General features: G+C 70.0%; 14 protein-coding genes. 10 read left to right on the top strand and 4 right to left on the bottom strand.

Annotated features, from left to right (window positions below; translation table 11 throughout):
• Nucleotide 1 precedes the first annotated feature (1 nt).
• From folE to sbnB, 8 genes are all read left to right on the top strand, one after another.
• Nucleotides 2–700, top strand: coding sequence for a GTP cyclohydrolase I (gene folE / locus IF55_RS25735; RefSeq protein WP_063764036.1), 699 nt, complete (start codon nucleotides 2–4; stop codon nucleotides 698–700).
• On the top strand, nucleotides 697–1,701 hold the full coding sequence (locus IF55_RS25730; RefSeq protein ID WP_048832437.1) for a pyridoxal-phosphate dependent enzyme: 1,005 nt from the start codon (nucleotides 697–699) through the stop codon (nucleotides 1,699–1,701). The genes folE and IF55_RS25730 overlap by 4 nt, the downstream gene beginning before the upstream one ends.
• Nucleotides 1,698–2,774 (top strand): glycosyltransferase family protein, encoded by a 1,077-nt coding sequence (locus IF55_RS25725; RefSeq protein WP_030885239.1) that lies wholly within the window; start codon nucleotides 1,698–1,700, stop codon nucleotides 2,772–2,774. Before IF55_RS25730 ends, IF55_RS25725 begins: the two co-directional genes overlap by 4 nt.
• 86 nt (nucleotides 2,775–2,860) lie before the next feature.
• Nucleotides 2,861–3,802 (top strand): ABC transporter ATP-binding protein, encoded by a 942-nt coding sequence (locus tag IF55_RS25720; RefSeq protein WP_030885236.1) that lies wholly within the window; start codon nucleotides 2,861–2,863, stop codon nucleotides 3,800–3,802.
• Nucleotides 3,792–4,610, top strand: a complete 819-nt coding sequence (locus IF55_RS25715; protein ID WP_157854420.1) for an ABC transporter permease — start codon at nucleotides 3,792–3,794, stop codon at nucleotides 4,608–4,610. Before IF55_RS25720 ends, IF55_RS25715 begins: the two co-directional genes overlap by 11 nt.
• 134 nt (nucleotides 4,611–4,744) lie before the next feature.
• Complete coding sequence (locus IF55_RS25710) at nucleotides 4,745–5,572, top strand: ABC transporter permease (RefSeq protein WP_051776180.1); 828 nt, start codon at nucleotides 4,745–4,747, stop codon at nucleotides 5,570–5,572.
• 76 nt (nucleotides 5,573–5,648) lie between these two features.
• On the top strand, nucleotides 5,649–7,193 hold the full coding sequence (locus IF55_RS25705) for a ricin-type beta-trefoil lectin domain protein (RefSeq protein ID WP_030885225.1): 1,545 nt from the start codon (nucleotides 5,649–5,651) through the stop codon (nucleotides 7,191–7,193).
• An 18-nt stretch (nucleotides 7,194–7,211) separates the two neighbouring features.
• Nucleotides 7,212–8,360 carry a 2,3-diaminopropionate biosynthesis protein SbnB gene (gene sbnB / locus IF55_RS25700; RefSeq protein ID WP_078645195.1) on the top strand — a complete coding sequence of 383 codons (1,149 nt, stop codon included), beginning with the start codon at nucleotides 7,212–7,214 and terminating at the stop codon, nucleotides 8,358–8,360.
• Nucleotides 8,361–8,407: 47 nt separating this feature from the next.
• Here sbnB and IF55_RS25695 read toward each other — a convergent pair whose 3' ends face one another.
• The gene (locus IF55_RS25695; protein WP_245661403.1) at nucleotides 8,408–8,920 is read right to left on the bottom strand and encodes a helix-turn-helix domain-containing protein; all 513 of its coding nucleotides are present in this window, start codon (nucleotides 8,918–8,920) and stop codon (nucleotides 8,408–8,410) included.
• Nucleotides 8,921–9,706: 786 nt separating this feature from the next.
• Nucleotides 9,707–10,654 (bottom strand): TIGR03564 family F420-dependent LLM class oxidoreductase, encoded by a 948-nt coding sequence (locus IF55_RS25690; RefSeq protein WP_030885217.1) that lies wholly within the window; start codon nucleotides 10,652–10,654, stop codon nucleotides 9,707–9,709.
• Between the two features lie 144 nt (nucleotides 10,655–10,798).
• On the opposite strand from IF55_RS25690, the gene IF55_RS25685 reads away from it, so the two are divergent.
• The gene (locus tag IF55_RS25685; protein ID WP_030885214.1) at nucleotides 10,799–11,365 is read left to right on the top strand and encodes a TetR/AcrR family transcriptional regulator; all 567 of its coding nucleotides are present in this window, start codon (nucleotides 10,799–10,801) and stop codon (nucleotides 11,363–11,365) included.
• A gap of 64 nt (nucleotides 11,366–11,429) precedes the next feature.
• Here IF55_RS25685 and IF55_RS41355 read toward each other — a convergent pair whose 3' ends face one another.
• Nucleotides 11,430–11,636, bottom strand: a complete 207-nt coding sequence (locus IF55_RS41355) for a hypothetical protein (protein WP_342668338.1) — start codon at nucleotides 11,634–11,636, stop codon at nucleotides 11,430–11,432.
• The gene (locus IF55_RS25680; protein ID WP_342668337.1) at nucleotides 11,575–12,396 is read right to left on the bottom strand and encodes an AsnC family transcriptional regulator; all 822 of its coding nucleotides are present in this window, start codon (nucleotides 12,394–12,396) and stop codon (nucleotides 11,575–11,577) included. The genes IF55_RS41355 and IF55_RS25680 overlap by 62 nt, the downstream gene beginning before the upstream one ends.
• A gap of 306 nt (nucleotides 12,397–12,702) precedes the next feature.
• Between IF55_RS25680 and IF55_RS25675 the strand changes: the two genes are divergently transcribed.
• Nucleotides 12,703–14,007 (top strand): amidohydrolase family protein, encoded by a 1,305-nt coding sequence (locus IF55_RS25675; protein ID WP_037965740.1) that lies wholly within the window; start codon nucleotides 12,703–12,705, stop codon nucleotides 14,005–14,007.
• The last annotated feature ends 45 nt before the right edge of the window (nucleotides 14,008–14,052 follow it).

Raw genomic sequence — 14,052 nt, 5'->3', positions numbered from 1 at the left:
TATGGAGCGGACACTGCCCGGTCACCCCGCGGTGATCGACGGCGAACACCCCCTGCCGGCCCATCGCGTGCGGGATGTGCAGGCGGCCGAGAAGGCGGCGCGCGAGATGCTGGTGGCCCTCGGCGCCGGCGACGACGAGGAGGTGATGCGGAACACCCCTCGAAGGATGGTGCAGGCATACGAGGAGTTCTTCACCCCCCAGCCCTTTCAGCCGACCGTTTTCGACAACCACGATGGATACGACGAGCTGGTGGTCGCCTACGCCATACCGTTCCGGTCCATCTGCGAGCACCATTTCCTGCCGTTCATCGGGACCGCGAGCGTCGGCTATATCCCCGGATCACATATCATCGGGCTCTCCAAACTCGCCCGCGCGGTGGAGTACTGCGCGAGCCGGCCACAGGTCCAGGAACGCCTCGTCGTACAGATCGCGGACTGGCTGGAGGGCCATCTCCAGCCCCGTGGAATCGGCGTCGTCCTCGAAGCCGAACACACCTGCATGACCTTGCGCGGAGTGCGCTCCCGAGGGGCGAGGACCCGGACCTCCGCGCTCCGCGGACTGGTCCGTTCCTCGGGAAAGCTGCGCGCGGAATTCATGGCGCTCGCCCTGCACGGCGCGTCGCCCGGCACCGTCGCCCCGCACCCCGCGTGGGAAGGCCCCGACTGCGATGACGAGTGGGCCGGGGGCGCAGACCATTGACCACCGTCGAAACCGACGACACCCTCCTCGACACCCTGGAACGGTCCGCCGTCTTTCAGGCCATCGGAGAGACCCCACTGGTCGGATCGGAGAATCTCGCCGCCACGGCCGGCGCCGGCTCGCGCCGCCTGTACGGGAAGTGGGAAGGGGCGAATCCGGGTGGCAGCATCAAGGACCGCATCGCCCGGCGGATTCTCGTGGACGCCATCGCCTCCGGGCGCGTGACACGCAACACCGTGATAGTCGAATCCAGCTCCGGCAACACCGCCATCGGCCTGGCCCAATTATGTGCCACCACGGGTCTGCGGATGATCTGCGTCATCGACGCCCGTACCACCGCCACCCATCGCGACCTGCTGCGCGCCTACGGTGTGTCGATCGAGGTGATCAACGCACCGGACCCGGTCTCGGGAGAATTCCTGCCGGCCCGGCTGGCCAGGGTCCGCGAATTGCTCGCCGAGCGCCCGAACAGTTTCTGGACCAACCAGTACGCGAATCAGGCGGTCATCTCGGCGCACGTCTCCACCACCATGCCCGAGATCCACCAGGCGCTGCGCCGCCCTCCCGACTATGTGTACGGCGCGGTCAGCACCTGCGGAACGCTCGCGGGCTGCCGGCGGTACGCGGAGCAGCGCGGCTGGCCGACGCGGATAGTGGCGGTCGACATTCTGGGCAGCGGTATCTTCGGCGCGAAAGCGCGGGGGAGCCGCACCCTGCCGGGCATGGGCGCCCCGTACCCGCCCGCCTTCGCCGCCTTTCTGGACAAGGCCCACGTCATCCATGTCAGCGAAGAGGACTGCCGGGCCGGCTGCACCCGACTGCTCACCTCGGAAGGGCTGATGGCAGGCGCCTCTTCGGGGGCCGTCGTCACCGCCGCGCTGGCGCACGGGGAATCCACCCCGGCGGGCTCCACGCATGTGCTGCTGCTGCCGGACCGCGGCGAGCGGTATCTGGATTCGGTCTTCCTGCACGACACCCAGGCGCCGGGAGCGGCCTCATGAACGCCCGTATCACGGTGCGCCGCGGCGACTCGCTGATCCTCCCGCTCGACCACGCGCAGTGGGACCGCCGGTCCGTGGCGGATATCGCGGCCGACGCCGTCGCCGCCGATCCCGTATGGCTGCGCATCGCGAACTTCCACCGCCGGCCGCTGGAATTGCTGCAACGCCTGCCTCCCGGGGCGCGGGTGCTCTGGAAGCTGGAATTCTCCGGATACGCGGAAGGCTGCCCCGTGGTACCGGCCTCCCGGAGAATCGACCCGCGGGAATACGCCGAGGAGGTACTGTCGCTCCCGCACCACATCGTGCCGTACACCTTCCTGGAATGGAACCGCGCCGAACTTCTCCGCCTCTACCCGGCCCTGCGACAACGCCCCTTGCACGTGATCCCGATCGCCCAGAAGACGCCCCTGGGGCGGATCGGCCGGCAGGCGATCCGGGACATGTACGGAATCCCGGCGGGCGACTTCGTCTACGGCGCCGGCGGCAACGAACTGCATCCCGGAAAGCGCGTCGGCGAGGTGGTCGAGGCATTCGTGGAGACCTGTACGGACCCGAGTACCCATCTGCTGTGCACCCTGGTCCCGCGCGAGTCCGCGACGGCCGTCGCCGAGTGGTCCGCCGCCGCGGCCACGCATCCCCGCGTCCATGTACGGATCGGCGAGTATCACGAATGGGCTTGGATGAGCGGCTTCTACCAGGCTGTTGACGTGCTGCTGGCCAATTCCGTCAGCGATTCGTGGGGACGGATGGTCGCGGAGGCCGCGGGCGCGGGAGTACCGGTCGTCGTGCGCCGGGCCCAATGCGGAACCAATGTGCTGGCCCCGGGCCTCGCGATCACCGAGAGCCTGCGCGACTTCGTCTCGGAGACCTTCGTCCAGGCCGTCAAGGACGCACAGGCGGCAGCGCCCGCCCTGCGCGATTTCTTCGAGCGGAACTACCGCACCGAAGCCGTGGTCCGGCGCCTGCTCACCTTGACCGACAGCGAATTGCCCCCGGAGTTCGCGCGGCGGTCCCGTCTCCTCGTACGAGATCGTGTGGACTATGAGCGCGTCGCCGAGGTTCTCACGTACTGATGGCACGTCAGGTCCAGGCGGGGCAGCGGAAATCCAGTGACGACGAGGAGAGGCCAGTGAGGGCAGGGGAAGGGGGCCGGGCGGGTATGGACAGCGCCGACGCCGCAGACACCGTTGTCGTCGCGGACGGGCTGACCAAGCGGTACGGCGACCGGACGGCCGTACGCGGCATCGACATACAGGTCCGGCGCGGCGAATTCCTCGGATTCCTGGGACCGAACGGCGCGGGCAAATCCTCCACCCTGCGCATGGTCGCCTGCGTCTCACCCCGCACCGAAGGCCGCCTGTCGGTCTTCGGCATGGACCCCGACCGGCACGGCCCCGCGATCCGCGCGCGAATCGGCGTCGTCCCGCAGCAGGACAACCTCGACACCGAACTGAGCGTGAGCGAGAACCTGCGGGTATACGCCCGCTGCTTCGGCATCCGCCGCCGGGAAGTCCGCCGAAAAATCGCGGAGTTGCTGGAATTCGCCGCGCTGACGGACCGGGCCGGTGCGGAGGTGGAAACCCTGTCGGGAGGAATGCGCCGCCGGCTGACCATCGCACGGGCCCTCGTCAACGACCCCGAACTGGTCCTCCTCGACGAACCCACCACGGGACTCGACCCCCAGGCCCGGCATTTGCTCTGGGACCGCCTCCTCGGACTCAAGCGGGCGGGCGTCACCCTCGTCCTCACCACGCACTACATGGACGAGGTCGAGCGATTGTGCGACCGAGTAATCATCATCGACCAAGGGCGGATCATCGAACAGGGAACGCCGCCCGAACTCATCGGCAGGCACGCGCCGCCCGAAGTCGTGGAACTGCGCTACCCACCCGACCGCCAGGCCATCGCGGCCGAAAAGCTCGCAGGTCTCTGCGAACGCGTCGAGGTGCTGCCCGAGCGGCTCCTGCTCTTCGTCCACCATTCCGAACAGGCCCTTTCCGAGATCTACCGGAGCGGACTGCCGCCGGAATCCAGCCTGGTGCGCCGCAGCACCCTCGAAGACGTATTCCTCCACCTGACGGGCCGCAGCCTTGACGACTGAACACGAGCGCGTCGCGAACCCCCGGCCCGCGGTCGGCGTCGCGGGGCTTCGAGGATGCCTGATGATCCTGGAATGGCAGGCGGTCCACGGAATCCGCAACTGGCGCGGAGCGCTCGTCGGGGGCCTCGTCATTCCCCTCGTCACCCTCGCCGCCATCGGCTTCGGACTCGGCGCCGTGGTTCCGCACGGGGCGGTGGGCGACAGCTCGTATCTGCGGTTCGTCGCCCCCGCCGTGCTCGCCACCGCCGCTTTCCAGTACGCCGTGGCCGAATCCACCGAACCTGTGATGGCCGGCTTCAAATGGCAGCGCACCTATGAGGGTGTGGCCGTCACACCCGTGACGCCCCGCCAGATGGTGATCGGCCAATTGCTCTGGACCGCCGCCCAAATCGCCGCTTCGGGCGCCCTCGTCGCCTTGGTCATGGTGGCCTGCGATGCCATGGAGCCGCTGCCGGCCCTGCTCGCTCTGGTTTTCTCCACGGTGGGCGCACTGGCCTTCGCCGCGCCCGTGATGGCGTTCTCCGCGATGGTCCGCGACGGTTCGGCCTTCACCGCGCTCAACAGGATGATCATTCTCCCGATGACCTTGGTGGCCGGGACGTATTTCCCGATCTCACAGCTTCCGACGGCCGCCCGCGGCCTGGCGATGGCGACCCCTTTGTGGCACACGGTGGAGTTGTGCCGGGACGGTGGCACAGGCGGTCCGACCTCGGGGGCCATCGCCGTGCACCTGGCCGTTCTGGCGCTGTGGGCGGCGATCGGACTCGCCGCCACCTTCCGGCTCTTCAGGAGACGCCTCACGTTCTGACCCCCAGCGTGCGAATGCCACGACGGCTCATTCGTCATTGAGGACCTGGCCAGGAACGCCTCGCCCGCTGCCTGTCCCGCCGCCTCTCCCGCTGCCGTTCCCGCTCCCGCTCCCGAAAGGAGCTGACGCTCACCATGCCGACTTCGGCGGCCGCCCCCCGTACGCGACGCGATCGGCACGATCAGCACCATCGGCACGAGTCCTTCGCCGGCCGCCCCGATGTCATGCTGCTGCGCTCCGTACTCGTATACCGCCGCGCGTGGTGGGAAATCCTGTCCGGGCTCTTCGAGCCGCTGTTCTATCTGGTGATCCTCGGCAACGGAATGGGAGCCCTGCTCAAGGAGGACTCCGGCCCCCTCGGCGCCGGATACGCCGCGTTCATCGCCCCCGGCCTGCTGGCCGCCTCCGCCATGAACGGCGCGGTCTACGACACGACGATGGGCATCTTCTTCAAGCTGCGCCACGCCCGGCTGTACGAAGCGCTCATGGCGACGCCCCTGGGCCTGCTCGACATCGCGCTCGGCGAAATCCTCTGGGCCGCCCTGCGAGGCGCCGCGTACGGCACCGTCTTCATCGGCGTCATGGCCGCACTCGGCCTCGTCTCCTCGCCCTGGGCCATCGCCGTACCCGCGGCAGCGTTTGTGGTCGCCCTCGGATTCGCCGCGCTCGGGCTGGCCGCGACGACCTGCATGCGCACCTGGCAGGACACCCAATTCGTCCGGCTGGTCACCGTGCCGCTGCTGATGTTCTCCACCACGTTCTACCCGCTCTCCGTATATCCCGGACCCGTGCAAGCCATCGTCCGGGCCACCCCCCTCTATCAGGCCATCGAGCTGATGCGCGGATTGGTGGACGGCCATGCCGGCCCGTCGCTCCTCGGCCACCTCGGCTATTTCGCGGCCGTACTGGCGCTCGGGCTGCTCGTGGCCACGCGACGCCTGAACCGACTGCTCATTCATTGACACGCGCTTGCCCAGCCGTCGGAAGACACCGTGACACGGAACCACGGGGGCCGAGAAAAAGATCGGTGCGTTGTGTATGCGTACTGATCCGCCGCCCCGGGCGGGGCGATACGGACACCCTCTCCTCACCCTCATCGCTGTACTGACCCTGACCGCGATCTGCCTGACGCCGAAGCCCACCACCGCCTCGGCGCAGGCCCAGGCCAATTCCGATTGCCGCCACACCGCCGTGGCCGCGGTGGCGCATCAGGACGACGATCTCCTCTTCATGAGCCCGGACCTGGAGCAGGACTACGAGCGGGGGAACTGCCTGAAGATCGTGTACCTCACGGCAGGCGACGGGGGACAGGGCCCGCTCTTCTACGAATCCCGTGAGGACGGAGTACGGGCGGCCTACTCACTCCTCGCCGGTGTCCCCGACGCGTGGCAGAACGAGCGAATACGCCTGTACGGCCACCGAATACGCGCCTCGCGACTGACGGTCCCGGCGGGCAGGCCCCGTATAGAGGTGATGTTCATGCGACTGCCCGACGGTTTCGAAAGGGGCCAGGGCTCGGCCGCCGGCCATCACCAGAGCCTCCAGAAGGTATTCGACGGACGGATTCACGAGATCACGGCCATGGACGGCAGTGCCGCGTACACCGAACGCGACCTCGTCAGGACACTCCGCGCGATCCTCCGCACGCCCCGCCCCGATGTGGTGCGCACACTGGATTACGACAACACCCGGCTGGGGCGGAGCGTCGAGCCCGGTGCCGATCACAGCGACCATTCCGTAGCGGCCCGCCTCGTACGCATCGCCGACCTCCCCAACCTGACGAACGGCGGCCACGACCGCGGCCCCGTACCGCTCGTCGCCTATCGCGGATACGCGATCGACCAATCGCCCGCCAATTTGACCACCGCCCAGGACCGGCGAAAGGCCCAGCTCTATCTGGCCTATTTCCGTCACGAGGGCTGCCGCCCCGCCGACTGCCCCACCCAGCCTCCGCCCGTACTTCCGTCCTATCCCGCATGGTGGGCGCGCGAATACCACCGCACGCCGCCCGCGGTGGCGCCCGGCGCCCTCGTCTCCTGGATCGGCTCCAACACCGCGCCCAACACAGACGACAACACCGGCCGCTGCCTCGAAGCGTCCGGCGGCCGTGACGCGGTCGCGAGGAGTGGCGCAGCCGCGAGGAGTGGCGTGTCCACGGGCCGTGAAGCACCCCCGAGCCGTGGCGCGCCCCCGAGCCGTGGCGCGCCCCCAAGTCGTGGCACATCCGCGAGCCGTGGCGTGCCTCCGACCCGTGGCGCTACGGCGAATGGCCGAGCGGACGCCCGGCAGGTCCGTACCGCCGCCTGCGAAGGCAGCGCGGCACAGCGCTGGAGCACGGCCGGGGACGGCACACTGCGCGACAAGGCCACCGGCCGCTGCCTGACCGGCGGTACGACCGTGACGAGCGCCCGCTGCGACGGCCGGCCCGAGCAGCGCTGGCACCGTGACGCCCTCGGCCGGCTCTCCGCCGCCGGCCGCTGCCTCACCCAGGACGACCTGCTCACCACGGCCCCCGCCCTGCGCCTGCGCCCCTGCGACGAGGACGACCCGGGCCAACGCTGGTACAGCAGCCACCACACCTGAGCCCCGAGGAGCCGCCCCATGGACACCCGCACCCACAGCCCCTCTCCCTCGACACCGCCTCCGTCGGGCCCGGCCACCACCCCCGCCCGCCCCTCTCCGACAATTCAGGACCGCAACACCCGCACTCCCGAACCCGCGCCGCGACAACCGCTCCCCGCCCTGGGAATTCTGACCGGAGCGGACGTACTGAACCGACTGGAAGGGCGACGGGAAGAATGCGTGGACGTCGTGCGCCGCGCGTATCTGTGCCATGCCGCCGGCCACAGCGTCAATCCCGAAAGCGCCTTTCTCCGATTCCCCGAACGCCCCGAAGCGCGCATCATCTCCCTCCCGGCCTACCTCGGCGGCGAGTTCGAGGTCGCCGGCATCAAATGGGTCGCCAGTTTCCCCGGAAACCCCAGCCGCGGCATTCCCCGAGCGTCGGCGATTCTGCTGCTCAACGACACGGAGACCGGTTATCCCTTCGCCGCCCTGGAGGCATCGCTCATCTCGGCCAGCCGGACCGCGGCCTCCGCCGTCCTCGCGGCCGAACTCCTGACCGGAGGGCGCCGCGCGGCCCGTATCGGCATCATCGGAACCGGCCTCATCGCCGGCCATGTCTGGCGCTTCCTGCGCGATCTGAGGTGGGAGACCGATGGCTTCACCGTCTTCGACCTGCGCCGCGACCACGCCGAGCGGTTCGCCGACTCGCTCGCGGCGGACGGCACCGGGCGGCCCGCCGTGGCGGAGACGGCCGCCGAGGTCCTGAGCACATCCGACCTGGCCGTCATCACCACGGTGGCCGGCGAGCCGCACATCGCCGACCCCGGACTGCTCGCGCACGGCCCCACCGTGCTGCACCTGTCGCTGCGCGACCTGGACCCGACCATGATCCTCGCCGCCCAGAACTTCACCGACGACACCGCCCACGCCGTACGGGAACGAACCTCCCTGCACCTCACCGAACAGCGCGTAGGGCACCGCGAGTTCATCGACGGCACCCTCGCCGACCTGCTGTGCGGCACCGTCGCCCGTACCCCCGGCCGGGCCGCCGTGTTCTCGCCGTTCGGCCTCGGCGTGCTCGACCTGGCGGTCGGCAAGTGGGTGTGGGAAGGCGCCACTGCCGCCGGAGCGGGCCGCATCCTCCCCGACTTCTACGGTGACGCGGTCCGGGACGGGACGCTTTGAACGCCGCCTTGGGTTCGGGGCGCTCCCTCGACCGCGCCCCTTCGGCCTCACCGCCCCGCACTCGTCGGCGCGTACGGTCGTGAGGCCGCCGGGGGGACGGGTGCCGCAGCGGCGGGTGCGGGGCCGGCGGGGGAGGGCGGGACCACCCTGGCACGCGACCGGGAGCGGCGGTGCCAGTCGACGCCCTCGGCCAGCAGAATCCGGCGCACTTGGGAGCGCCCGACATCGATCCCGAGGCGCCTGGCCTCGGCCACGAGGGCGTCGAGCGTCCACTGCGGCGGGGTGGCCCCGTCCGCCGCGGCTCGGCCGGAGTGGTCGTTCCGCTCGCCGAGCGGGCGGCCCGGCGGCGCGTAGTCGACCAGACCGACGATCCTCGACCGTTCGCTCTCGGTGATCCGCCGCTTGCGCCCCTGCCCGCCCCGGTCCTCCAGGCCCTCCAGACCCGAGCGATTGAATCGGTGCAGCCACCGCCGCACCGTCTTCTCACCGCACCCCATCTCACCGGCGATCGCCGGCACCCGCAGGCCCTGCCAGCTCAACTCGACGATACGGGCGCGCATCACCGTATCCCGCGGAGCTTTCCGCGCCCGTGCGAGCCGACGCACCCTGGCTTCTTCGTTCGCATCACGGCCGGGCCGCGCTCGTAACGCCATCGACAATTCCCGTCCCCAAGTCCCCGAATTCACCTGTCGGCAGGTGTGCGAGCGCGTAACCGCACTCAGCGCCGAGGAGTGGCTGAAATTTTGATCAAGGCGGTGAAATTATCTGAGAAGCGATGGGTCGGCCGGGCGTCAACGACAGCCACGGCCCCATATTAGAAACAATTCAGCAATACCACTAGATGTCTTGTCCCCCAGGGGGAGCGGCAGTTCCCCATCACGCAGGCGAACCACGTCATCGGCCTCGTCGGCCTTCGTATCGATGCTAGGGCTGGAACCTATACACCATACGCACCACAGGTCGCGGTAGCCGCTCAGTGAGCACGAGTGGGCAAACAACTCGACAGAGCCTCCACGTCTGTCGAGCGACGGCACCCCCTCCGGTGAAGGGGCCGGAGGGGGCGCGCAGGCGCGGCCTTGTGCAGGCGGCAGCCCGGTTCGATCCGGCGCCGATAGCCGAGTCGCCCGTCGTCGTCCCTGGCCCGCCAGTATTCCCCGCGGGTGCGGCCCTCGTTCATGGCCGCCATGACCCCGTGCTGTTCACGGGTGAGGTGAACTGCCGCCGTACTACACATCGGCCAGGGCGATCGTGATGCCGTCGGTGCTCCGGGTGCCCTCCCGTACCTCGAAGAGGCCGTCGAAGGTGCTCCGCGCCGGAGGGGGTGATGCGGCCGGTGTGGTCCCGCGTCACAGACGCCGGGCGATGGCCCAGGTCCGAGCGCGGTCTCGCGCGTCGAAGAGGTCGGTGTGGGTGATCATGACTTCGGTGGCCCCGGCGTCGAAGTAGCGCCGCAGCCCGGCGGTGACGGTGTCCTCGTTGCCGGCGATCAGCAGGTCCGCCGCGCTCGACAGCCCCTCGGCCGCGATGACCTTCTGGTAGGACGGGATGCTGTCGTAGAAGCCGAGGGCGGCCGAGACGCGGTCGCGGGCGGCTGCGGCGTCGTCGGTGACCACCGCGGGCACCCCGGCCACGATCTGCGGAGCCGGCCGCCCGGCCGCGGCGGCGGCTTCGGTGATGACCGGCACGATCTGTTCGGCGAGGGTACGAGGCCCGGCGAGGAACGGAATCGTTCCCTCGGCCAGCTCGCCCGCGGCCGCGAGGGCCCGCGGCCCCATCGCCGCCACCAGCACCGGGACCGCCGGGGAAGCCCCGGCCACGGCCGTCGAGCCGACCGGACGCGACGTCAGCGTCTCTCCCACGAAGGCGGCGTCGTCGCCGTCCAGCAGCGGGCGCAGCGCGGTGAGGTACTCGCGCAGGTGCTGGATCTGCGGCGGATACGCCAGGCCGAACTGCGGCTCGAGGACAGTTCGCGCGCCGAGGCCGACGCCGAGCCGGAAGCGCCCCGCGGCAGCCGCCTGCGCCGTCTTCGCCGCAGCCGCGAGCAGCAGCGGATGGCGAGGGTACATCGGCACGACCGAGGTACCGACGCTGACCCTGGGTTCCGCCCGGCCCACCAGCCCGGCGAGCTGGGGCGCGTCGTAATCCGCCGCCTGCCCGAACCACACGGTGCGCACCCCGGCGTCGGCCACCTCGTGCGCGAACTCCACAGCCCGGTCCACCAGGTTGGTCATGCCGGGTTGCTGCGCGAACGTGCCTCCCAGAAACACTCCGACCCTCATTCCGGCAGTGTCCATCACGAGCTCCTTCGATCCGCTTCACATGACTCACGTCGTCTTCACCGCCGCGGCCTCCGTCGTCCCGCAGCACCACGGTGATTACAGGTTCTGTAATCACCGTACAGCTTGATTGCAGTTTCTGTAGTCACTACTCTGCGTGTCATGGGACGATGGCCGGGCGGCACGCAGGAACGACTGCAGGAAGCCGCGATCGAGTTGTTCACCGAGCGCGGCTACGAACGCACGACCGTCGCCGAGATCGCGACGCGAGCCGGCATGACCGAGCGCACCTTCTACAACCACTTCGCCGACAAACGCGAGGTGCTCTTCCCCGAGCAGGACTCGTTCATCGCCAAGGTCCGCGAAGCGGTGGGCGCGGCACCCGCCGAGCAGCCCCCGCTCGACGCGGTCAGCGCGGCCTTCATCGCCGGCAGTGACTGGTTCGACCAGCGCCAGGAGGCAGCACAACGCCGCAGGCGCATTCTCGACGCACATCCCGATCTGCGAGAACGCGAATGGACGAAACTGGCAGCCCTTGGTGAGGCGATCACCGCCGCGCTGCGCACACGGGGCATCCCCGACCCGGCGGCCACGCTGACCGCCGCTGTCTCCGTCGCCGCCTACCAGCTCGCCGCGGCCCGGTGGCTGGCCGATCCGCGGCACGGCACGCTCGGGCATCACCTGCACACGAGCTTCGAGGATCTGCACCGCACCGCACGCAGTTGGTAACGCCACATCGATACCGGCTGTGACCGCCGGGGCCTCAACCGCCGGACAGCCAGCGCCGAACGCTTCATTCCGCGGGGTGTTGCCGGCCGGGGGGTGCGGAGAGGAGGCCGGCGCGTTTGAGGGTGCGGGTTACGGGGGCGCTTTCGACGTGGGTGAGGCCGGGGAGGGCGGCGACGGGACCGGTGAGGTAGGTGTGCAGGGCGCGGTTGTCATGGCAGGTGATGGCCGCGTAGAGGTTGGTGGGGCCGGTGGTGGAGGCCGCGAAGGACACCTCGTCGTGCTGGGCGAGCGCCCGCCCGGCCGCGTCGAGGTGGGCCGGCGCGACCGTGGCCCACAGCATGGCCAGGCGCGAGAGTTCGAGCACCCGCGGGTCGTAGTCGACGTCCAAGTAGAGGACGCCGGAGCTCGGCGACGCGGCGCTGCGCGGTGGACTGCGAACAGCCCGCCGCGGCGGCGAGTTCCTGATTGCTCGCGCGCCCGTCGCCGTACAGGACGCGCAGGATGGCGCGGTCGGTGTCGGCGAGGGCGGTCGGCCGGGGCGGCAGGCTGGGCACGGTCAGCGCGGCGATCTGCTCGGGGGAGAGGGGCCGTAGCTTGTCGACGGGGTTCTGAGGGCCGCCGTAGTACTGGTGGAGCAGGCAGTGGGCGGTCATGGAGATGACGCGCGGGGTCTTCGGCAGATTCCGCAGCAGGAGGGGTTCGCTCCCCTCCGGGTTGCGGGTCGTGCAGACGATCTCGGTGCTGCCGGAGGTGGAGTGCACCCAGACCGTCTCCTCGTGGCGGGCCAGGGCGCGCGCGACCCGCTCCGTGGCGTCGGGCGTGCAGCGCACGCGCAGGAACCATTCCTCGTCGCCCAGCGCGTACGGCTGGGTGCGGCCGAGCACCCGCAGCGACGCCGTGGTGCGCAGCCGCGCATAACGCCGCGCGACCGTCTGCGGTGACGCCCCGATGACCTGGCCGATCGCTCGGAACGACGCCCGGCCGTCGATCTGCACGGCATGGATGATTTTCCTGTCCAGCTCGTCAGTCACGGTTCTTATCGTCTCTCAAGCGCTGCTGATGTCTCATCCTCTCAGCAACGACGCCGTGGCTGGATGGACACCCGTATGCGGCCGCACAGTGGATGCCGCCGGCGCCCGGCCGGTGGTGAGGCTGACGCGTGCCGCCCGCACACGCCTCGGCTGTACGCATAAACCCCGATCGCACAGACCCGGCCGATCGCACAGACCCCGGCCGTACGCACAGACCCCGGCCGTACGCACAGACCCCGACCGTGCCCACTCACCCCGGCCGCACGCACAGACCCCGACCGCGCGAACCACTCCCAAGGAGCGAACGTGACTGCCCGCCTGTACCGCAATGCCCGCATCCTCACCATGGACCCGGCGCTGGGCGACTTCGAGGACGGCGACCTGCTGATCGACGGGGACCGCATCGCCGACGTCGGCACCGCGCTGCGGGCTCCGGAGGGCGCCGAGACCATCGACGCGCGCGGCCGCATCATCATCCCCGGCTTCGTGGACACCCACCGCCACATGTGGCAGGGCATCCTGCGCGGCATCGCCCCCGCCCACACCTTCCCGCAGTACATGGACAACATCCTCGGCGACTACGGGCCCGCCATGACGCCGCATCAGCTGTACGTCGGGAACCTCCTCAGCGCCCGCGCCGCGCTGGCGTCCGGTGTCACGACGATCCAGGACATCTCCAATATCCAGGACACGCCCGGCCACAGCGATGCCCTGGTCACCGCCCTCACGGAGGCCGGAATACGCGCCGTCTTCGCCTACGGCAAGAGCTTCCCCAAGATCAGCTCCGAGGGGACCGTGCTGCCCGAGGACGTACGCCGCGTGCGCGGCGAACTGCTCGGCGACCCGCACGCGCTGGTGACCATGGCCCTGGTGGCGGAGGGCGGAAGCGACGAGCAGGAACTGGCCAACGTCGCCCTCGCCCGCGAGCTCGACGTGCCGGTCTCCCGGCACTTCTCCTCCTACCAGAGCGCCGCCCACCTGCGCGAACTCGGCGCCATCCGGCCGGGAACCACCTTCATCCACGCCAACGGCCTCAGCGCCGAGGAACTGGCCGTCATCGCCGACAGCGGAAGCAGCGTCTCCATCTCGCCCGCCATCGAAATGATCATGGGGCACGGGTATCCGATGATCGCTCCCGCGCTGGCCCAGCGCGACCTGCTGGTCAGCCTCAGCGTGGACGTCGAAGTCACCGTCGCCGGCGACATGTTCACCCAACTGCGCGCCGCCTACCAGGCCGGCCGCCACGCACAGCACCCCGCCATGCTCGCCCTCGACGACCCCATCAGTGACAACCCCACCGGCATCACCGTGCGCGACGTGCTGCGGATGGCCACCCTCGACGGCGCCCGCTCCCTCGGCCTCGACGACCGCACCGGCTCGCTGACCCCCGGCAAACAGGCCGACCTGGTCGTACTGCGCGCGGACCGGCCCGACGTCGCCCCCGTCCACGACCCCTACAGCACCGTCGTACTCCAGATGGACCGCGCCCACATCGAAACCGTCACCGTCGCCGGCCGCGACCACGTCCGCGCGGGGAACCCCGTCGACGACAGCTCCAGCCTTCTGGCCGAAGCCGACGCCTTCGCCCGCCGCCTCCGCGCGGACGGCTGACCCGAAGCGCGGCAGGCCGACGGGGCATCGAAAGCCGTGCCGACA

This window comes from Streptomyces varsoviensis, from assembly GCF_000718635.1.
Taxonomy (GTDB): domain Bacteria; phylum Actinomycetota; class Actinomycetes; order Streptomycetales; family Streptomycetaceae; genus Streptomyces; species Streptomyces varsoviensis.
This window is presented reverse-complemented; position numbering and strand designations above follow the sequence as displayed.